17 protein-coding genes are annotated in these 20024 nt (G+C 71.1%); 7 read left to right on the top strand and 10 right to left on the bottom strand.

Annotated features, from left to right (window positions below; all coding sequences use genetic code 11):
- Positions 1-47 precede the first annotated feature (47 nt).
- From ASC77_RS13015 to ASC77_RS13005, 4 genes are all read left to right on the top strand, one after another.
- Positions 48-473, top strand: a complete 426-nt coding sequence (locus tag ASC77_RS13015) for a DUF5709 domain-containing protein (RefSeq protein ID WP_056153224.1) — start codon at positions 48-50, stop codon at positions 471-473.
- 6 nt (positions 474-479) lie between these two features.
- Positions 480-1274, top strand: a complete 795-nt coding sequence (locus ASC77_RS13010; RefSeq protein ID WP_056153221.1) for an SDR family NAD(P)-dependent oxidoreductase — start codon at positions 480-482, stop codon at positions 1272-1274.
- Positions 1275-1364: 90 nt separating this feature from the next.
- Positions 1365-1511: a GPGG-motif small membrane protein gene (locus tag ASC77_RS27225; protein WP_200944975.1), complete on the top strand. Its 147-nt coding sequence runs from the start codon at positions 1365-1367 to the stop codon at positions 1509-1511.
- Positions 1512-1570: 59 nt separating this feature from the next.
- Entirely contained in the window at positions 1571-2452 is an 882-nt protein-coding gene (locus tag ASC77_RS13005; protein WP_056153218.1) for a TIGR03619 family F420-dependent LLM class oxidoreductase, read from the top strand.
- Between the two features lie 92 nt (positions 2453-2544).
- On the opposite strand, the gene guaA is transcribed toward ASC77_RS13005, so the two are convergent.
- The 7 genes from guaA to ASC77_RS12970 all read right to left on the bottom strand — a co-directional run bounded on the left by guaA (position 2545) and on the right by ASC77_RS12970 (position 13428).
- Positions 2545-4125, bottom strand: coding sequence for a glutamine-hydrolyzing GMP synthase (gene guaA, locus ASC77_RS13000; protein ID WP_056153214.1), 1581 nt, complete (start codon positions 4123-4125; stop codon positions 2545-2547).
- Between the two features lie 221 nt (positions 4126-4346).
- Positions 4347-6062, bottom strand: coding sequence for a GMC oxidoreductase (locus tag ASC77_RS12995; protein WP_056153210.1), 1716 nt, complete (start codon positions 6060-6062; stop codon positions 4347-4349).
- A complete protein-coding gene (locus ASC77_RS12990; protein WP_056153207.1) occupies positions 6059-7681 on the bottom strand; it encodes a succinic semialdehyde dehydrogenase in 1623 nt (540 codons plus the stop codon). The genes ASC77_RS12995 and ASC77_RS12990 overlap by 4 nt, the downstream gene beginning before the upstream one ends.
- 94 nt (positions 7682-7775) lie before the next feature.
- Positions 7776-9215 carry an aldehyde dehydrogenase gene (locus ASC77_RS12985; protein ID WP_056153204.1) on the bottom strand — a complete coding sequence of 480 codons (1440 nt, stop codon included), beginning with the start codon at positions 9213-9215 and terminating at the stop codon, positions 7776-7778.
- Positions 9216-9239: 24 nt separating this feature from the next.
- Positions 9240-10346: a hypothetical protein gene (locus ASC77_RS12980; RefSeq protein ID WP_056153201.1), complete on the bottom strand. Its 1107-nt coding sequence runs from the start codon at positions 10344-10346 to the stop codon at positions 9240-9242.
- Between the two features lie 2 nt (positions 10347-10348).
- Positions 10349-11485: a phosphotransferase family protein gene (locus ASC77_RS12975; RefSeq protein WP_156391058.1), complete on the bottom strand. Its 1137-nt coding sequence runs from the start codon at positions 11483-11485 to the stop codon at positions 10349-10351.
- A gap of 206 nt (positions 11486-11691) precedes the next feature.
- The gene (locus ASC77_RS12970; RefSeq protein WP_056153200.1) at positions 11692-13428 is read right to left on the bottom strand and encodes a glycerol-3-phosphate dehydrogenase/oxidase; all 1737 of its coding nucleotides are present in this window, start codon (positions 13426-13428) and stop codon (positions 11692-11694) included.
- A 72-nt stretch (positions 13429-13500) separates the two neighbouring features.
- On the opposite strand from ASC77_RS12970, the gene ASC77_RS12965 reads away from it, so the two are divergent.
- The 3 genes from ASC77_RS12965 (at position 13501) to ASC77_RS12955 (ending at position 17585) form a co-directional block, all read left to right on the top strand.
- Positions 13501-14676, top strand: a complete 1176-nt coding sequence (locus ASC77_RS12965) for a CapA family protein (RefSeq protein WP_056153197.1) — start codon at positions 13501-13503, stop codon at positions 14674-14676.
- An 84-nt stretch (positions 14677-14760) separates the two neighbouring features.
- Positions 14761-16107 carry a hypothetical protein gene (locus ASC77_RS12960; protein WP_056153194.1) on the top strand — a complete coding sequence of 449 codons (1347 nt, stop codon included), beginning with the start codon at positions 14761-14763 and terminating at the stop codon, positions 16105-16107.
- Positions 16089-17585, top strand: a complete 1497-nt coding sequence (locus tag ASC77_RS12955) for a PQQ-binding-like beta-propeller repeat protein (RefSeq protein WP_056153192.1) — start codon at positions 16089-16091, stop codon at positions 17583-17585. Before ASC77_RS12960 ends, ASC77_RS12955 begins: the two co-directional genes overlap by 19 nt.
- Here ASC77_RS12955 and ASC77_RS12950 read toward each other — a convergent pair.
- The 3 genes from ASC77_RS12950 to ASC77_RS12940 all read right to left on the bottom strand — a co-directional run bounded on the left by ASC77_RS12950 (position 17582) and on the right by ASC77_RS12940 (position 20014).
- Positions 17582-18376, bottom strand: a complete 795-nt coding sequence (locus tag ASC77_RS12950; RefSeq protein ID WP_056153188.1) for a carbon-nitrogen hydrolase family protein — start codon at positions 18374-18376, stop codon at positions 17582-17584. The two genes, ASC77_RS12955 and ASC77_RS12950, sit on opposite strands and share 4 nt — an antisense overlap.
- A 67-nt stretch (positions 18377-18443) precedes the next feature.
- The gene (gene rnhA, locus ASC77_RS12945) at positions 18444-18911 is read right to left on the bottom strand and encodes a ribonuclease HI (RefSeq protein WP_056153186.1); all 468 of its coding nucleotides are present in this window, start codon (positions 18909-18911) and stop codon (positions 18444-18446) included.
- Entirely contained in the window at positions 18908-20014 is a 1107-nt protein-coding gene (locus ASC77_RS12940; RefSeq protein WP_056153182.1) for a GuaB3 family IMP dehydrogenase-related protein, read from the bottom strand. The genes rnhA and ASC77_RS12940 overlap by 4 nt, the downstream gene beginning before the upstream one ends.
- Between the last annotated feature and the right edge of the window lie 10 nt (positions 20015-20024).

The raw sequence follows: 20024 nt of genomic DNA, 5'->3' as shown, positions 1-20024 counted from the left end.
ATTTCGGGTGAGGGGCGCCGGTTGCGCCGGCGCAGTAGCGTGGCCCCGTGAGCGAAAACGACGGCGAGATCTACGGCGACTACAGCGTCGACGACGAGGACCAGCCCGGCAACATCGACGACCTCGGCGACCCCGACGTCGAGGACGAGCTGGACCGCGGCTACTCCCCGCCGGAGAAGTACTCCGCCGGCCAGGGCTACGGCAACACGCCCTGGGAGGAGGAGCACCGCGAGAGCATCGACCAGCGGATCTCCCAGGAGGAGCCCGACGTCGACCCGTACGCCGAGACCGACGACGACCTCGAGGACGGCGAGGTCGGCGACGTCCGCGCCGGCCGGCTCGTCGACCCGGACGAGGGGCTCGGCGAGGACCAGGAGAAGGACCTCGTCGGGGACGACGTCGGGATCGATGACGGCTCCGCGTCCGCCGAGGAGGCAGCCATGCACGTCGTCGAGGACTACCGCGAGGACTGAGCGCTCGTGCAGATCGACCTCCGGGGCCGCACCGCCCTCGTCACCGGCTCGACCCAGGGCATCGGCCTCGCGATCGCCCGCGGCCTGGCCGCGGCGGGTGCACGCGTCGGCTTGAACGGGCGGTCGAGCGACTCGGTCGAGCGCGGCATCGCCGAGCTCCGGGCCGAGCTGCCGGACGCCGTGCTCGTCCCGGTGGTCGCCGACGTGGCCTCGGAGGAGGGCTTCGAGACGGCCGTCGCGGCGCTGCCCGAGGTGGACGTGCTGGTCAACAACCTCGGCATCTTCGAGTCCCGTCCGGCTCTGGAGATCACCGACGAGGAGTGGCGTCGCTTCTTCGAGGTCAACGTGCTCGCCGCCGTACGACTGACCCGGCACCACCTGCCCCGGATGGCGGGCCGGGGCTGGGGCCGGATCCTCTACATCGCGAGCGACTCGGCCGTGGTGATCCCGGCCGAGATGATCCACTACGGCATGTCGAAGACCGCACTGCTCGCGGTCTCCCGCGGGTTCGCCAAGGAGGCCGCCGGCACCGGGGTGACGGTGAACTCGGTGATCGCCGGTCCCACCCACACCGGCGGCGTGGAGGACTTCGTCTACCAGCTCGTCGACCGGGACCTGCCGTGGGACGAGGCGCAGCGCGAGTTCATGAAGCGGCATCGACCGCAGTCGCTGATCCAGAGACTGATCGAGCCCGAGGAGATCGCCCACCTCGTGACCTACCTGAGCTCACCGTTGTCCTCGGCCACCACCGGGGGCGCACTGCGGGTCGACGGCGGGTACGTCGACGCGATCCTGCCCTAGGGACGTGGCCTGGACCGGAGCGTTAGTTCCGCGAGGAGTGGGTACGGGTTCCCTCGGCGCGGAGACACCGCGCCAAGGGAGGGAACACCCGTGGCATTCATTCTCTGGATCTTGGCCGTCATCCTCGTGGTGAGCGGCATCGTCACGATCTTCCGTGGCCAGCTGCTCTTCGGGATCGTGCTGATCATCGTCGGCCTGCTGGTCGGACCGGGCGGCGTCAGCCTCTTCACGAAGTAGCCGGCCCCACGAGGGGGATTGGGCGAGAACACGTTCTACTTTGGCTCTAGGGTGGCCTGGTGCGCTTCGCCATCAGCACCGCCTTCCAGCCGGTCGACCACCTGATCCCCCTCGCCCGGGCCGCCGACGCGCTCGGGTACCACTCGATCGCCGTTCCCGACCACGTCGTCGACCTCGAGGAGCTGTCGACGCCGTACCCCTACACGCCGGACGGGGCCCGTCGCTGGGACCACGACGCCGCGTGGCCGGACCCGTGGGTGCTGATCGGCGCCCTGGCCGCCGTCACGACACGGCTGCGGTTCTTCACCTCGGTCTACGTGCCGGCGATCCGCAGCCCGTTCCAGGTCGCGAAGAGCGTCGGCACGGCGGCCGTGCTGTCCGGCAACCGGGTCAGCCTCGGCGTCGGCATCGGCTGGTGCCGCGAGGAGTTCGAGCTGCTCGGGCACGACTTCTCGACCCGCGGCAAGCGCACCGACGAGGCCCTCGCGCTGATGGCCGAGCTGTGGAAGCCGGGCTGGACCGAGTTCCAGGGTGACTTCTACACCGCGCCGCGGCTGGTCATGGAGCCGACGCCGAGCGAGCCGATCCCGGTGATCATCGGAGGGCTGTCCGACATCGCCTTCCGCCGCGCCGCGCGTCACGACGGCTGGGTCGGCGACCTCTACTCGATCGAGGAGGCCACCGGCATCGCCGCGCGACTCGCAGCAGCCCGCGCGGAGATCGGCGCGGAGGGCGACTTCGCGGTGATCACCGCCCTCAACGACGCCTTCCTGCCCGAGCACTTCGAGCGGGCCGCCGCCGGTGGGGTCACCGACTGCTGGACGATGCCGTGGGCGTACTACTACGGGCTGGACGCCAGCCTGGAGCAGAAGCTCGAGGCCATGGAACGCTTCGCCGCCGACGTCCTGGTGCCGCTCAACGGGCCGTCCCCCGGGAATTGAAGAACCGCCGGGGTCTCGGGTCCCCGGCGGCTCGTGGAGAACGTTAGCGGCTCACCGTCGCGTTGTCCGCGCTTCCTCGGGAAAACTTTCCGTCACTCCCACTCGATGGTGCCCGGGGGCTTCGAGGTGATGTCGACGGTGACCCGGTTGATCTCGCGCACCTCGTTGGTGATGCGGGTCGAGATCCGCTCCATCAGCTCGTACGGGAGCCGCGCCCAGTCGGCCGTCATCGCGTCCTCGGAGGTGACCGGTCGGAGTACGACGGGGTGCCCGTAGGTGCGGCCGTCACCCTGCACGCCGACCGACCGGACGTCGGCCAGCAGGACCACCGGCATCTGCCAGATGTCGCGGTCGAGCCCGGAGCGGGTCAGCTCCTCGCGGGCGATCGCGTCGGCCTCGCGCAGGATGTCGAGGCGTTCGCGGGTGACCTCGCCGATGATCCGGATGCCCAGGCCCGGGCCGGGGAACGGGTGCCGCCAGACGATCTCGCCCGGCAGGCCGAGCTGCTCCCCGACCAGGCGGACCTCGTCCTTGAAGAGCGTGCGCAGCGGCTCGACGAGCTCGAACTCGAGGTCGTCCGGGAGCCCACCGACGTTGTGGTGCGACTTGATGTTCGAGGTGCCCGCTCCCCCACCCGACTCGACGACGTCGGGGTAGAGCGTGCCCTGCACCAGGAAGGCCACGGTGTCGGCGTGCTCACCTGTGACGGCGTCGCCCAGCACCTCGGCCTCGGCAGCCTCGAAGGTGCGGATGAACTCGCGGCCGATGATCTTGCGCTTCTCCTCGGGGTCGGTCACCCCGGCGAGTGCGTCGAGGAACTGCTTCTCCGCGTCGACCACCACCAGTTCGGCGCCGGTGGCGGCGACGAAGTCGCGCTCGATCTGCTCGGTCTCGCCCTTGCGCATCAGCCCGTGGTCGACGTACACGCAGGTGAGCCGGTCCCCGATCGCGCGCTGCACGATCGCGGCGGCGACCGCCGAGTCGACGCCGCCGGAGAGCCCGCAGATCGCCTTGCCCCGCTCGCCGATCTGGGTGCGGATCTTCTCGACCTGCTCGTCGACGATGTTGACCATCGTCCAGGTCTGGCGGCAGTGCGCGATGTCGACGAGGAAGTGCTCCAGCACCTTCTGGCCGTGCTCGGAGTGCAGCACCTCGGGGTGCCACTGGACGCCGGCCAGTCCGCGCTCGACGTCCTCGAACGCCGCGACCGGGGTGTCAGCGGTCGACGCGAGCACGTCGAAGCCGTCGGGGGCCGCGACCACGGAGTCGCCGTGCGACATCCAGACCGTGTGCATGGCGGGGACGTCGGCCAGCAGGGTGCCGCCCTGGCTGACGGAGACCGCGGTGCGGCCGTACTCGCGCGCACCGGTCGGCGCGACCTCGCCGCCGAGGCCGCGCGCCATCAGCTGGAAGCCGTAGCACATGCCGAAGACGGGGGTGCCGGCGGTGAAGACCGCCGTGTCGATCGCCGGTGCCCCGTCGGCGTACACCGACGAGGGGCCGCCGGACAGGATGATCGCCTTCGGGTTGCGGGCGAGCATCTCGGAGACCGGCATCGTGTGCGGGACGATCTCGGAGTAGACCCGCGCCTCGCGCACCCGACGGGCGATCAGCTGGGCGTACTGCGCCCCGAAGTCGACCACCAGGACCAGATCGTGCTCAGCCGCCGTCATGGCCGCAGCCTATCGAGTCTCCTCCTGTCAGGACCCGGCCGGGGAGGGAGGGATGGCCGGGTCCTGACCGCCCATGCAACTGCAGGACAGTGCTTGAGCACGGGACCCGGCGGTGGGAGGGAGCATGTTTGCCGGGTCCGCTGGCTCAACGAGGGCTCACAGGGTGGGTCACGGGGGTTTCGGACTTTTCTCGACCCGTGCCCGATGTGTGCGCCGAGCGGTCAGCTGACGCCGACGATCGGCAGCCGCAGCGCCCCGGGCGCCTCGTCCGGGACGACCGGCGCGACCGGGCGGACCGGCTCGATCCGTCGGTACGCCGAGCCCAGGGCGGGTCGCGCATCGTGCTCGCCCTTGTTGGGCCAGAACGCCATGGCGCGCTCGGCCTGGGCCGTGATCGTCAGCGACGGGTTGACGCCGAGGTTGGCCGTGACGGCCGAGCCGTCGACGACGTGCAGGCCGGGGTGGCCGTAGACCCGCTGGAACGGGTCGACCACGCCGGACTCGGGCGAGTCGCCGATCGCGCAGCCGCCGATGAAGTGCGCGGTCAGGGGCTTGTTGAACGCGTCGCCGACCGCGCTGCCGGGGAACCCGCCCATGATCTGGGCCATCGTCCGGATCGCCTCGTTGCCGGCCGGGATCCACGTCGGGTTGGGCACGCCGTGACCCTGCTTGGAGGTGACGTAGCGCCGGCGGGTGAACGGGATCCGCTTCGTGTACGTCGTGATCGAGTTGTCCAGGCTCTGCATCACCAGCGCGATGACCGTGCGCTCGGACCAGTGCTTCATGTCGTAGAGGTTGGCGATGTCGCGCCGCTGCGCCCACATCTCGCGCAGCCAGGTGCGCCACCGCGGCTCGTCGCCGTCACCGTCGGTGAGCACCGACTGCAGCAGCGACATCAGGTTGCTGCCCGGCCCGTAGCGCACCGGCTCGATGTGCGTGTTCTCGTCCGGGTGGAAGCTCGAGGTGATCGCGATGCCCTGGCTGTAGTCGACGTCGACGCCCTTCGGGGCGATCACCCCGCCGATCGACTCCGAGTTGGTGCGCGAGAGGTAGCCCAGCCGGTCCGAGACCCGGGGCAGGTGGCCCTCGTCCTTCATCTGGTGCAGCAGCCGCTGGGTGCCGAGCGCGGACGCCGAGAAGACCACCTGCTCGGCGGTGAGGACGCGCTTGACCGCGCGCCGGCCGACCTTCGCCTTCGTGTAGCGGACGTGTACGTCGTACCCGCCGCCCTCGCGGGGCGCGACCCGGGTGACCGTCGTGAGTGGCAGCACCGTGGCGCCGTTGCTCTCGGCGAGGTGCAGGTAGTTCTTCACCAGGGTGTTCTTGGCGTTGTGGCGGCATCCCGTCATGCAGGAGCCGCAGCCGATGCAGGTCTTCCGCTCCGGGCCGGCGCCGCCGAAGAACGGGTCGTCGACGGTCTGGCCCATGCCAGCACCCTCGTCGCCGAAGTAGACGCCGACCGGGGTCGGGTGGAAGGTGTCGGCCACGCCCATCTCGGTCGCGACCTTCTCCATGACGTCGTCGGACGGCGTGCGCAGCGGGTTCTCGACCACGCCGAGCATCCGCTTCGCCTGGTCGTAGTAGGGCGCCAGCTCGTCACGCCAGTCGGTGATGTGGCTCCACTGCGGGTCCTCGTAGAAGGGCGACATCGGCTCGTAGAGGGTGTTGGCGTAGACCAGCGACCCGCCGCCGACGCCCGCACCGGAGACGATCAGGCAGTCGCGGAGGGCGTCGATGCGCTGGATGCCGTAGCACCCGACCTCCGGCCGGAAGAGGTACTTCGTCACCTCGAAGGAGGTCTCGGGCAGGTCCTCGTCCGCGAACCGGGCACCGGCCTCGAGCACGCCGACCCGGTAGCCCTTCTCGGTCAGCCGCAGCGCGGTCACGGAGCCGCCGAAGCCGGAGCCGACGACCAGGACGTCGAAGTCGAGGCTCATGCGCGCCCCAGCTTCTTGAGGATGCGCAGGTTGGTGGTCATCACCTTGGCGTACAGCTCGTCCGACATCCCGAACGACGGGGCGATCCGCATCAGCCGTTGGGTCGCGACCGACTGGGTCTCGGTGAACCGGAGGATGCCCTCGGCGCCCTGACGACGGCCGGTGCCGGACTCGCGCATGCCGCCCATCGGAGTGTCGAGGCTGGCGAAGGTCGCCGCGAACGCCTCGTTGATGTTCACGGTGCCGCACTTGATGTGCCGGGCGATGAACCGGGCGCGGGCGCCGTCCTCGCTGTAGATCGAGGCGTTCAGGCCGTAGAGGCCGCCGTTGGCCCGCGAGATCGCGTCGGCCTCGTCGTGGAAGCGGTAGAGCGAGACGACCGGGCCGAAGGTCTCCTTGCCGAAGCAGGTCATGTCGGGCGTGACGCCCTCGAGGATGGTCGGCTCGAAGTAGTAGGGCCCGAGGTCGGGCCGGTGGTTGCCGCCGGCGAGCACCCGTGCGCCCTGGGCGACCGCGTCCTCGACGTGGGCGACGACGGTGTCGAGCTGGGCCTGCGAGGTGAGGGTGCCCATGTCGTTGCCCCAGTCGAGCGTCGCGCCGAGGGTCAGCGCCTGGGTGCGCGCCACGAAGCGCTCCACGAACCGGTCGTAGACCTGGTCCGCGACGAACATCCGCTCGATGGAAACGCAGAGCTGGCCGGAGCTGGAGAACGCCGCGCGTACGGCGCCCTCGGCCGCCTTCTCCAGGTCGGCGTCGCGCAGCACCAGCAGCGGGTTCTTGCCCCCGAGCTCGAGCGAGCTGCCGATCAGCCGGTCGGCGCACGCCTGGGCGACGACGCGGCCGGTCGCGGTCGAGCCGGTGAAGCAGACGTAGTCGGCGCGCTCGATGATCGCTCCCCCGATCTCGGGGCCGGGGCCGGCGACGACCTGCCACAGCTCACGCGGGAAGCCGGCCTCCTCGAGCAGCTCGGCGGCGAGCAGCGCGGACAGCATCGTCTGGGCGTCCGGCTTCGCGACGACGGCGTTGCCGGCCGCGATCGCGGCGATGCCGTCGATGAGCGCGAGGTCGAAGGGGTAGTTCCACGGCGAGATGATGCCGACGACGCCCTTGGGCACCCGGTTGACCTCAGCCCGCGTCAGCACCGGGAAGACACCGGGACTGCGCCGGGTCTCGAGGTGGCGACGCGTCGTACGCCCGTAGTAGCGAGCGGTCAGCGCGACGTGCAGCGGCTCGTCGAACGCGTGCTTGCGGGCCTTGCCGTTCTCCAGCACGACCAGGTCGGTGATCTCGTCCTGCCGGTCCAGCACGAGGTCGTGCAGCCGGAGCAGCGCGTGCTGGCGGTGCTCGAGCGAGGTGCGCGCCCAGGCCACCTGCGCCTGGCGGGCCCGCGTGAACGCCGTGGCGACGTCCTGCGGCGTGGACTGCGGGATGTGCGCCAGCGGGGCGTCGTTGAGCGGGGACCGCACCGCGTCGGTGCGTCCGCTGGTCGCCACCAGGCGGGCGGTGAGCGCCGCGACGTACTCCGGCTCCAGGGCGTACGACGCGCGCGGGTCGTGCTCCGGGTCGGGGGGCCCGACGAGGGCCGGATCGCCGGCAGGGTTGGGGTTCTGGGCGCTCATGGACCGAGACTAGGTGACCTGGCTCTCAGAAGACCATGAACTGGCGGCCCGGTGTGGGGTTTTACACACCGGGCCCCGATGTCAACCGGCCCCGTCAGGGCTTGTAGATCGACTTCAGCTCCGTGTAGTGCGACAGCCCCTCGGGACCGAACTCGCGACCGATGCCGGAGCTCTTGAAGCCGCCGAACGGCGCGGAGAAGTCCATCGTGTAGGTGTTGACGCCGTACGTGCCGGCGCGCACCTGGCGGGCGACGTCGAGGCCGGCCTCCACGTCGCCGGTCCAGACGGTGCCGGCGAGGCCGTACTCGGAGTCGTTGGCGATCCGGACCGCGTCGCTCACGTCGTCGAACGGGATCACCGACAGGACGGGACCGAAGATCTCCTCCTGGGCGATCCGCATCCCGTTGTCGACGTCGGCGAAGATCGTCGGCCGCACGTACCACCCGGACGAGAGCCCGTCGGGCATGCCGTTGCCGCCGAGGACGACGCGGGCGCCCTCCTCCTGGCCGAGCGCGATGTACTTCTCGACGCGCTCCTGCTGGCGCTGCGCGACCATCGGGCCGATCTCGGTGGCGGGGTCCAGCGGGTCGCCGACCTGCATCGCGCCGATGCCGGCCGCGAGAGCGTCGACGACGTTGGCGTAGTTGGCACGCGAGGCGAGGATCCGGGTCTGCGCCACGCAGGCCTGGCCGGAGTTCATCAGGGCGGTGAACTTCAGGCCCTCCACCGTCGCGGCGAGGTCGGCGTCGTCGAGGACGATCGCCGCCGACTTGCCGCCGAGCTCCAGCGAGACCCGCTTGAGCTGCTGGCCGCAGATCGAGCCGATCGCGCGACCGGCCGCCGTCGACCCGGTGAAGGCCACCTTGTCCACGTCGGGGTGACGGACCAGGTGCTCCCCGACCTCGCGGCCCGCGGCCACGATGTTGACGACGCCGGCGGGCACGCCGGCCTCCTGGAGCAGCTCGGCCATCAGGTAGGTGTCGAGCGGCGTCTCGGGCGCCGGCTTGATGACGATCGTGCAACCCGCGAGCAGCGCCGGGACCAGCTTGGACATGATCGTGAACTGCGGGACGTTCCACGGCGGGATGGCGGCGACCACGCCGACCGGCTCGTGCCGCACGATGACCTCGCCGAGGGAGCCGGCGCGCGCCTCCTCCCAGGGGAAGGTGCGCGCGATGGCGAGGAACGCCTCGATCTGCATCCACGGGGCCGGGGCCTGGGCGAGGTTCGAGAACGACAGCGGCGAGCCCATCTCGGTCGAGATGATCTCGGCCATGTCGCCCATCTTGCCGGCGTACAGGTTCGAGAAGTTCTGGACGACGTCGATCCGCTCCTCCGGCGACATCCGCGGCCACGGGCCGGAGTCGAAGGCGCGGCGCGCGGCGGCGACCGCGGCGTCGATGTCGGCCGCGCTGCCCTCGGGCACGGTCGCGACGACCTGCTCGGAGTGGGGCGAGACGACCTGCAGGGTGTCGCCGGTGGCCGGGGCGGCCCAGTCACCGTCGATGAAGAACGTGCTCTGGTCGAGGCTCATGCTGGTCTCCTGGATGGCAGGCGGTTAGGGGGCGACGGAGAAGAAGTCGGCGAAGCCGGACGGGTCGTGCCGGCCGATGCAGAAGTGCTCGAAGAGGCCGAAGCCCTCCTGGCCGTCCACCGTCGCGCGACCGACGTGGTCGACGCAGCCGAACATGAAGCGGCCCTTCACGGCGTCGTCGGCCATGTCGTAGGTGACGCGCTCGGTGAACTTCTCGCCCTTCCAGGTGCCGTGGATCCAGTCCGGGTCGCCGCCGTACCCGCCTCCGACGTGGAGGGGTACGGCGAGGCGCGACTCGACCTCGAGGACGAGCGGGGTGCCGTCGGGCGTGGTGCAGCGGATCGTCGCGCCGGTCGGCGTACGGCCACCGGACGCGTAGTGGACCTTCACGAGCGGCCAGCCGAGCTGCTCGACGCGGCCGTCCTTCCAGACCCGGGTGCAGTCGTTGAGGGTGCGGTGGCCGTCCGGGCTCTCCTGGATGATCAGGCAGACGGCGTACTCCTCGAACTGCATGGGCACGTAGAGCCACCACATGCCCTCGAAGGGCGGGTCGGCCGGGGCTCCCGGAGGTTCCGCCTCCCCCACGGGGCGGATCCCCCAGGAGCGGTCCCGACTGCCGAGCCAGGTGGCCGGGTCGACGGCGATCTCCTCGCCGTCGACGGAGATCGTGCCGCTCCAGGTGCCCAGCTGCGCGAAGCGCTGGGCGTCCAGGGTGACGCGGCTGCCCGAGCGCAGCACGTGCGGCATCTCCTGGATGACGTCGCAGGTGCCGTCCCAGGTCAGGTCGGCCGCGATCCCGTCCGTCTCGTCGAGGACGATCCGGACCTTCTTGAGCGGGTCGGCGACCTCGACGCGGTAGTTGCCGACGTGCGGGTTCAGGCGGTCCTGGTCCATCACGTCGGAGAGGTGGACCGCGGTCTGCTTGCCGTTGCGGGCGACCAGGAGGAACGCGTCCTTGGTGCCGAGGTTGGGGTAGTAGCCCATCCCGGAGATCACGAAGATGTCGCCCGTGCGGTCGTGCGCGTTGAAGTACCAGCGGTCGTAGAAGTTGCGGTCGCTGCTGTTGGCGTACGCCAGCGGCAGCGGCGCCTGGTGCAGGGGGAACTCGTCCAGCGGAGTGATGTCGTTCATGACTACGCGCCCGCCTCGTCCAGGAGGCGCTCGACCAGCGGCTTGCAGTGGAAGAGGCTCTCGATGTCGTCGGGGCGCTCGATCTCGCCGAAGTGGATCTGCCGAGCACCGGTGCGCATGAAGACGATGCACCACTGGACGCCGTTGTAGACGTCGTACCACTGCAGGTCGCCGAGGGTGACCCCGGTGATCCGCTCGTACTCGGCCTTGAGGTCGTCCTGGTGCATGAAGTGCGGCATGCCGGGCATGCCCATGATGCCGGTGATCGACTCGAACACGCTGTGCGCGAAGGCCATCCACGACACGTCGAGCTCGCGCGGGCCGATGGCGGCCATCTCCCAGTCGAGCACCGCGACCGGCTCGAAGTCCTGGTACATCATGTTGCCGATCCGGGAGTCGCCCCAGCACAGGACGGCCTCGTCGGTGGTCGGCATGTGGGCGTCGAGCCAGGCCAGCGCCCGCTCGACGAGCGGCGAGCGACCGAGGTCGGCGACCGCGAACTCGTACCACTCCTTGGTCCGGGCGATGTTGCGCTCGAGCAGCGTCGCGCCGGTGTGGCCGTGCTTGGCCGGGTCGAGGAAGTCGAACGTGGTGGCGGCGTCCGGGATCGCGTGCAGCTGGGCGAGCACGCGGGCCGAGCTGTCCTGCAGGCGGCGCTGGTCCTCGCGGCTCGCGTCGTGCAGCCAGTTGTCGCCGAAGTTGTAGGGCAGCACGTCCTGCGGCACGACGCCCTCGATGCGGTCCATCAGGAAGAACGGCGTCCCGAGAACCTCGCCGGTCGGCTCCATCCAGCGCACAGCCGGCACCGGGACCGCCGTCTGCTCGGCGACGATGCGCATCGCGTCGTACTGGTCCTGGAGCTCGTAGTGCGCGAAGACCGGCAGGTCGTGCGCGGCCGGGGCGACACGGGCGACGTACTCGCCGTGCCGGGCCTGGCCGTCCTCGGTCCAGTCGACGTCGAGGATGATCGTCTCCGACGACATGCCGTTCGCGTCGATGCCGCTGTGCAGCGTGACGACCGGGTCCGCGCCGTCCGGCAGCACCGTGGCCAGCCAGTCGGCGAGATGACCCGGGAGCGTCGTCGCATCCCGGCTCGAGCGCTGCATCTTCATGTCGGCCGGCGGTGGCGCCTGCGTCACGAGTCCCTCCCCAGGGTCAGGTGTGACCTCGATCTCACACGGAGCCAGCATCGGTGGAACGTGTTCTAGTTGTCAACGGATGCGCCCGCAGGTTGAGTCGAGACTTCTGACGGTCGAGTCGGGAGAACTGGCGCGCCGAGCGTCCAGAACTCCCGATTCAACGCGCGAAAGTCCCGACTCGACCGTCACAACTCTCGATTCGACCGTCAGACGATGTCGGCGACCTTCACCCGGGCCTCGTCGGCCTCCTGGTCGGTGAGCTTGAGCTGGGACTGGCGCTCGGCCTCGACCCGGCGGCGGTAGTGGTCGACCTCGTCGGCGGTGCGGGCGGCGTCCCAACCGAGCTCGCCGGCCATCAGGGCGGCGACGCCCGGGGCGGCGCCTACGCCGCGGTCGAACGTCTCGATGGAGATGCGGGTACGACGGGTGAGGAGGTCGTCGAGGTGGCGGGCACCCTCGTGGGTGACGGCGTAGACCACCTCGGCGGCGAGGTAGTCCTCGGCACCCTCGAGCGGCGCGCCCAGCGATCGACGCGACGAGACGAGCTCGAGGACCTCGTCGACGAGGCCGCCGTACCGCCCCAGGAGGTGGTCGATCCGGGCGACGTGCAATCCGGAGCGCCGCGCAAGCAACACTCTCTGGTTCGAGCGCGTCTCCCAGTCAGCGGCTCCGAGCAACGGCACCCGGTCGGTGATCGAGTCGCGGATGGTGAGGTTGACCGTGGTGCGCAGCGAGTGCGCGGCGGCGTCGACGGCGTCGCGACCCATCACGCGGTACGTCGTGAGCTTGCCGCCGGCGATCATGACGAGCCCGGGTACCGGCGTGACGACCGTGTGCTCGCGCGAGATCCGCGACGTCGGCTCCGACTCCCCGGAGAGCAGCGGACGCAGTCCGGCGTACACGCCCTCGACGTCCTCGTGGTCCAGCGGCTCCCGGAGGATGGCGTTGACGTGGTTGAGGATGTAGTCGATGTCGGCCTTCGACGCGGCCGGGTGCGCCTTGTCGAGGCTCCACGGGGTGTCGGTGGTGCCGATGATCCAGTGGCGTCCCCAGGGGATGACGAACAGCACCGACTTCTCGGTGCGCACGATGAAGCCGGCCTCCGAGCGGATCCGGTCGCGCGGCACGACGAGGTGGATGCCCTTCGAGGCCTGCACGTGCAGGGAGCCGCGGCCGCCGACCATCTCCTGGATCTCGTCGGTCCAGACGCCGGCAGCGTTCACGACGACGCGGGCGCGGATCTCGATCTCGGGGCTGTCGGGGCCTGCCTCCAGGTCCCGGGCGCGTACGCCGACGACCCGCTCCCCCTCGCGCAGGAAGCCGACGACCTGGACGCGGGTCGCGACGTGCGCGCCGTGGGCGGCGGCCGTCCGGGCGATGGTCAGGGCCAGCCGGGCGTCGTCGACCTGGCAGTCGTAGTAGCGGATCGCGCCGCTGATCGTCTCGGTCTTGAAGTCGGGCGCGATCCGGGCGACCTGGCGCCGGAAGAGGTGCCGGTGCCGGGGCACGCCCATCTCCGCCTTGCCGAGCATCGCCATGCCGTCGTAGAGCGCGAGCCCCGCGCCGACGTACGGCCGCTCCCACCCGCGGTGGGTCAGCGGGTAGAGGAAGGGCACCGGTCGGACCAGGTGCGGTGCCAGCCGGGTGAGCAGCAGGCCGCGCTCCTGGAGCGCCTCGCGGACCAGGCCGAAGTCGAGCATCTCGAGGTAGCGCAGGCCGCCGTGGATCAGCTTGCTGCTGCGGCTGCTGGTGCCGCTGGCGATGTCGCGCTGCTCCACCAGGCCGGTGCTCAGGCCGCGGGTGACCGCGTCCAGGGCCGTGCCGACGCCGACGATCCCGCCGCCGACGACCAGGACGTCGAGCTCGCCCTGCCCCGCGACGCCGGACATCGCTGCCAGGGCCTGGTCGCGGGCGTCGGGTCCGAGCGCGCTCGAGCGAGTCATGTGAGCAGTCTTGCAAATGCGGATGTCGGCAATGTGTCCCGCACGCCGGCCCGGCCACGACACACTGGTCGGGTGATCATCCGACGCCGCCTGGCGGTCGGCGGCGTCGCGCTCGGGATCGCGCTGCTTGCAGCCTGCTCCGCTTCGCCGGGCACGCTCGACGAGGTGGCCGAGGTCATCGGCGGCCCGGCGCGCACCACCTCGGTCTCGACGAGCCCGGTCGCGGCCGAGCCCGGACCACGGACGGTGTCCCTGGTCATGGGCGGCGACCTGCTGTGGCACAACACCGTCTGGTTCAGCGCGGCCGAGGACCACGCGCGCACGGGCCGCGGCACGAGGTACGACCTCGACCCGACCTTCGCGCGTCTCGCGCCGCTCATCGAGCGGGCCGACGTCGCGATCTGCCACGAGGAGGTGCCGTTCGCGGCCCCCGGTCAGCACCCGCGGAGCTATCCCGTCTTCGCCGCTCCGCGCGAGTTCGCCCCCTGGATCGCCAGCATGGGCTGGGACGCGTGCACCACCGCGTCGAACCACAGCTGGGACCAGGGGTACGACGGCGTCGTGGAGACCGCTGACCTCCTCGAGGCCAACGGGATCCCGCACGTCGGCACCTTCCGGAGCCCCGCCGAGCGGCGTCGGCCGGTCATCCTCACCACGGACGACGGCGTCCGCATCGGCGTGGTGGCGGCGACGTACAGCCTCAACGGGTTCGTGACCCCCGAGGACCAGTGGTGGGCCGTCTCGCAGCTCACCGAGACCCGGGACGACCTCCTCGAGCAGGCTGCCCGGGCCCGGGCAGCCGGTGCCGACATCGTGGTCGCGCACGTGCACTGGGGCACGGAGTACGACCACCTCCCGAACGCCGACCAGGTCGCGCTCGCCGAGGCCCTGACCGCCTCGCCGGACGTCGACGTCGTGCTCGGCGAGCACGCGCACGTCGTCCAGCCGATCACCCGGGTCCACGGCAAGTGGGTCGTCTACGGCCTGGGCAACATGGTCGCCCAGAACGAGGTCGAGCGACCGGACGCCTACGAGGGCATCACCGTCGACCTCGGCTTCACCGAGCGGCCCGACGGCCGCTGGGTCGTCACCCGCGCGGCGTACGTGCCGACGCAGTGGAACCACTACGCGCCCGGCCACCCGATCCGCATCGTCGACGCGACCGGCGCGCACCTCGCCTCGGTGCGGAGCGCGGTCGACGGGGTCGGAGGCAACCGCGGTCTCGTCGAGGAGCGGCTACCCCGCTGACGCCACCGGCAGTCGTGGTTTCAGGCGTACGGCGGGCGGGGTATATCCGGGCCACGTAGCCAAGACAGTCACGGGGGACTCGGGATGGCTCGCTCGACGGACTCTGCACGCTTCGACAGACGCACGCTCCTGCTCGGCGCGGGTGGGCTGCTCGTGACGACCGGCTGCTCCGGCGGCGGTGGTGACACGCCGTCGACGAAGGGCAGTGCGTCGCCCAGCGCCTCGGCGAGCGGTCCGATCGTCCACGAGCAGGACGCCGGCACCGTCATCACCCAGGCCGACATCGACGACCTCGTCGGCCGGCTCAACGCGGCCGTCCGTGGTGCCGACGTCGACTCGCTGAAGGCGATCGCGCCGTCGATCCGACGGCCGGTCTGGCAGCAGCGGCTGGACAACCTGGCGCACTACCCGATGGACGACATCGGGTTCGCCTTCGACGAGAGCCTGGGTCGCCAGATCAACGCGAGTGGCGGTCGGCTCGAGGTCGACGCCTACATGGCGCTGACCCATCAGATCACCGGGGTCGACAGCCGACCGGCGCTGCAGATCTACAGCGCCACCCTGGTCAAGGACGACCCCGACGCCGCGGTCCAGATCTCCGAGATCGACAACGCACCCTCCGACGCCACCAGTCCGGCCCCGTGGGACCTCCCGGGTGACTGGGAGGTCGTCGAGGGAGACCACGTCCTCGTGGTCGCCCTCGGTCAGGACATCGCCCGGGTCCGGGCGGCCCTGCCGACCATCGACGAGGGAGTCGCGCAGGCGATGGAGGTCATCGCTCCGCCGGCGGGCGTGACCAAGGCCTACTTCGCGTTCACCGACCCCGACAGCCGCCTCTACGGCCAGGTCGACAACAGTCGCAACATCCGCGAGCGCGACGGGCTCGCGATGCGCGTCGGCTACATCGACCCGACCCAGGCCGCCAAGTCCGGCGAGGGCGCGGGGTCCAAGGCGGCGTACGCCGGGGCGCGCCTCATCCTGCACCCGGCGGCGCTCGAGTCGGCCGACCGGCTCCGCGGCGTCGCGCTGCACGAGACCATCCACGGGCTGGCGTTCCAGTGGGGCGACGCCGACCCCTGGCCGACCGAGGGCCTGGCCATGTGGGCGGAGCTCGGTGGGCTGGCCGGGCTGCGCTCCGACAGCTTCTACTGGCCACTGGTCCGCTCGGGCTTCGGCGGCTTCCGGGCCCGCATGCGAGGGGCCAACGGGGTCGACTCGGACGTCTTCCAGGATCCGGCGACCACCAGCACCAACTACGGCTGCGCCTGTGCCGTCTACGGGTACGTCGAGTCGCGGGGCGGCCGCGCGGCCGTGCTCCGGTTCGCGAGGACGGCGTACAGCAAGACGGCCCAGGACGCCGCCATGCAGCTCGGCTTCCAGGACGCCGACGAGCTCTTCGGGAAGGTGCAGCAATGGGTGACCACGATCTGACCCGCCGCCGGGCGGCGGTCGCCACGATCGCTGCGCTCACCGTCGTCCTGACCGCTGCCTGCAGCGGGGACGGCTCGGAGCCGGAGGGCGACAAGCGGCCCCAGGCCGAGGCATCGGCGAGCCCGACCTTCCCACCCAACCCGGACCTCCCGGACCCGGTCGACACCAACGGCCCGATCACGGAGCCGCTGCTGGAGCCCGTCTGGCTGATCCGCAGCGCCAGGACCGACGAGTCCGACGACTACGACGTCCGGTCGCAGGCGCTCTTCGTCGACGGCGACGTCGCGGTCTACCAGGCGCAGGACACCATGCTCGGGATCTCGATGACCGACGGCTCGACGCTGTGGAAGTCCCCGGTCGACATGCACGGCGAGCTGCCGGACTACACGGGCACGTCCGCGCACGGCGACCACCGGTGGAGCTTCGTCTACCCGGAGACCGCGGCCAAGGACCTCGACGCCTGGGGCGACCGCCTGGTCACCATCGACACCCGGACCGGCGAGGTGGTCGACGACATCCTGCTCGGCAGCTACGGCGCCGCGACGGCGATGCGCAGCGACGGCGACGTCCAGTACCTCGCCACCGAGGACGGCCTGGGCGTCGTCAACGACGACGGCAGCGTGCACACGGTCGTCTGGCTGCAGCGGCTGCCGGGCAAGCACCCGGAGATCGTCGGCATCACCCCGATCGACGGCAGCGACGTCGTGAGCCTGGCCATCAACACCAACAACGTGATCGGCACCGACGTCATCGCCGGCGTCGACCCGACCACGGGCAAGGTCCTGTGGACGCACCCCGTCACGGACTTCGCCCGTGGGCAGGGGGCCGACTACGTCGACCTCAGCCTCGTCGACGGGCGCTACGTCACCCGCAACGCGTGGGACAGCCAGTCCCAGGAGATGCTCCACCTGTGGGTGCTCGACCCCGACACCGGCAAGATCCGCGCCCACCAGCTGGCCAAGCCGAGCACCAACAGCAAGAACTACCACCAGATGCGGATCGGGGTGAACGACCTCGGGTCCGGCAACCCGCACGGCATGGTCGTGGTCGGCGACGAGATCATCTTCGAGGACTTCCACGGCATCAGCCGCTACCGACCGCTGACCGGCGAGTACGTCTGGACTCGGCGGGTCGACATCATGGGACTGCGCCACGGCGACGTCGACTGGGTGTCGTTCGGGATCGGCGGCCTCAGTCCCGACGGGACCCTGCTCTACACGTCCATGTCGTCCGGGCAGTCCGGCGACCTGCTGGCGATCGATGTCGAGACCGGCGAGGTCGCCGGCCGGTGGGCCCTCGACGACGCGCAGGACGCGGGGCTCGTCGGCCGACCGCTGATGGTCCTCGACGGCGACCAGCTGGTGCTGGCCCGCAACCGCTCCGTCGAGGGCGACCCCGAGCTCATGGAGGGCCCGCAGAAGCCGCTCGGCCCCCGCAACGACGTGGGGCTGGTGCGGTTCCCCGAGCTGGCTAGCTAGCCACGGACGCGCGGCCCCAGGTCGTCGCGGTGGTCGGCGGTCATCGTGTGGGCCGCGCGGGTCTGGGCGACGACCTCGGTGTCGAGCTCCGCGATCGCCAGGCCCTCCTCGTCGGCGAGCCGGGCGAGCGGCCGGCCCTCCGGGTCGTAGACCGCGGAGCCGCCGATGAACTCGTAGGCACCGCACCGACCCGTGAGGCCGGAGAACACGACGTACATCCCGTTCTCGACCGCGCGGGCGGCGTAGTAGAGGTCGCGGCGGTGCGCGCCGCCCGGGAAGTACGCCGACGAGCTGAGGTAGCCCATCGCGCCGTCGCGGGCGGCGGCCTGCGCGTGCTCGGGGAAGCAGCCGTCGTAGCAGATCGACAGCCCGAGCTCGACGTCGTCGACAGTGATCGAGGCACCGTGGTCGCCGGTGGTGAAGACCTGCTTCTCCAGGCCGTCCAGGTGCTGCTTGTCGTACGGCGCGGTGGCGGTGCCGTCCGGGCGCACGACGACCTGGGACAGCCGCCGCTCGCCCCCGCGCCGCAGCGCCGTGCCGACGACGACCGTGGTCCCCGCCGACGCCGCCTCACGGACCGGGTCGAGCCACGAGCCGAGGTCGGAGGCGTCGAGCAGGGGCCTGTCGAACGCGGCCGCGTCGTACCCGGTCAGGAACGCCTCGGGCAGCACCAGCAGCCGCACCCCCTGGGTCGCGGCCAAGCCGGTCAGCCGAGCGGCGGTCGCGACGTTGGCGGCGAGGTCGCCGGAGACGGACGCGGCCTGGCCGGCGGCGACCAGCAGGGTCGTCATGCGGGGTCCCCGCGAAAGCGTGAGTCGGAGGAGCGGAGCGGGGGAGGCGACCAGTGTCGTGGGGTGCTCACGCCCGGGCCGCCTCGACCGCCTCGGTCAGTCCGCGTGCGGCCAGCCGGTCGGCGCGCTCGTTGCCCTCGTCGCCCGCGTGACCCTTGACCCAGTGCCACTCCACGTCGTGCTGCTCGCACGCCCGGACGAGCTCCTGCCAGAGGTCGACGTTCTTGACCGGCTGCTTCGCCGAGGTCTGCCAGCCGTTCTTCGCCCAGCCCGCGCACCACTTCGTGATGCCGCTGCGGACGTAGGTGCTGTCGGTGTAGATGTGCACGACCGACCGACGCTTGAGGGCCTCGAGCGCCTTGATCGGCGCGGTGAGCTCCATCCGGTTGTTCGTCGTCTCGCCGGCCTCGCCGCCGCAGAGCTCGAGCTCGCGCTCGCCGTACCGCAGCAGCGCGCCCCACCCGCCAGGACCAGGGTTGGGGATGCAGGCCCCGTCGGTGTGGATCGTGACGACCGCGCCGGACGGGTCCGTCACTCGACGACGACCTCGACGCGCTGGAACTCCTTGACCTCGGTGTAGCCCGTGGTCGCCATCGAGCGGCGCAGGGCACCGACCAGGTTCATCGTGCCGTCGGCGACCCGGGACGGGCCGAAGAGGATCTCCTCGAGGGTGCCCACGGTCTCGAACTGCACCCGCTGGCCGCGCGGCAGGTCGTGGTGGTGTGCCTCGGTGCCCCAGTGGAAGCCGCGCCCGGGGGCATCGCTGGCGCGGGCGAACGGCGAGCCGACCATCACGGCGTCGGCACCGCAGGCGATCGCCTTGGCGACGTCGCCGGACTTGCCGATCGAGCCGTCCGCGATGACGTGGACGTAGCGGCCGCCGGACTCGTCGAGGTAGTCGCGACGTGCCGCGGCGACGTCGGCGACCGCCGAGGCCATCGGCACCGCGACGCCGAGCACGGTGCGGGTGGTGTGCGCCGCTCCCCCGCCGAAGCCGACGAGCACGCCGGCGGCGCCGGTGCGCATCAGGTGCAGGGCCGCCTGGTGGGTGGCGCAGCCACCGACGATGACGGGGACGTCGAGCTCGTAGATGAACTCCTTGAGGTTCAGCGGCTCGGCCTGCGAGGAGACGTGCTCGGCCGACACCGTGGTGCCCCGGATGACGAACATGTCGACGCCGGCGTCGACCACGGCCTTGGCGAACTCCTTGGTGCGCTGCGGCGACAGGGAGCCGGCGACCGTGACGCCCGAGTCGCGGATCTCGCGGAGCCGCTCGGTGACCAGCTCGGCCTTGATCGGCTCGGCATAGATCTCCTGGAGCCGGCGGGTGGCGTCGACGCCCTGGAGGCCGGCGACCTCCTCGAGGAGCGGGTCCGGGTCGTCGTACCGGGTCCACAGGCCCTCGAGGTTGAGCACCCCGAGCCCGCCGAAGCGACCGAGCGCGATCGCGGTCGTCGGGGACATCACGGAGTCCATCGGGGCGGCGAGCACCGGGATCTCGAACCGGTAGGCGTCGATCTGCCAGGCGGTGCTGACCTCCTCCGGGTCGCGGGTGCGCCGGGAGGGCACGATCGCGATGTCGTCGAAGGAGTAGGCGCGGCGGGCCCGCTTGGCGCGGCCGATCTCGATGTCCGTCACCGGTGCAGCC

It is taken from the genome of Nocardioides sp. Root1257 (assembly GCF_001425175.1).
Taxonomy (GTDB): Bacteria; Actinomycetota; Actinomycetes; order Propionibacteriales; family Nocardioidaceae; genus Nocardioides.
The sequence above is the reverse complement of the archived record's forward strand: the minus strand, read 5'-3'. Positions and strand labels throughout refer to the sequence as shown.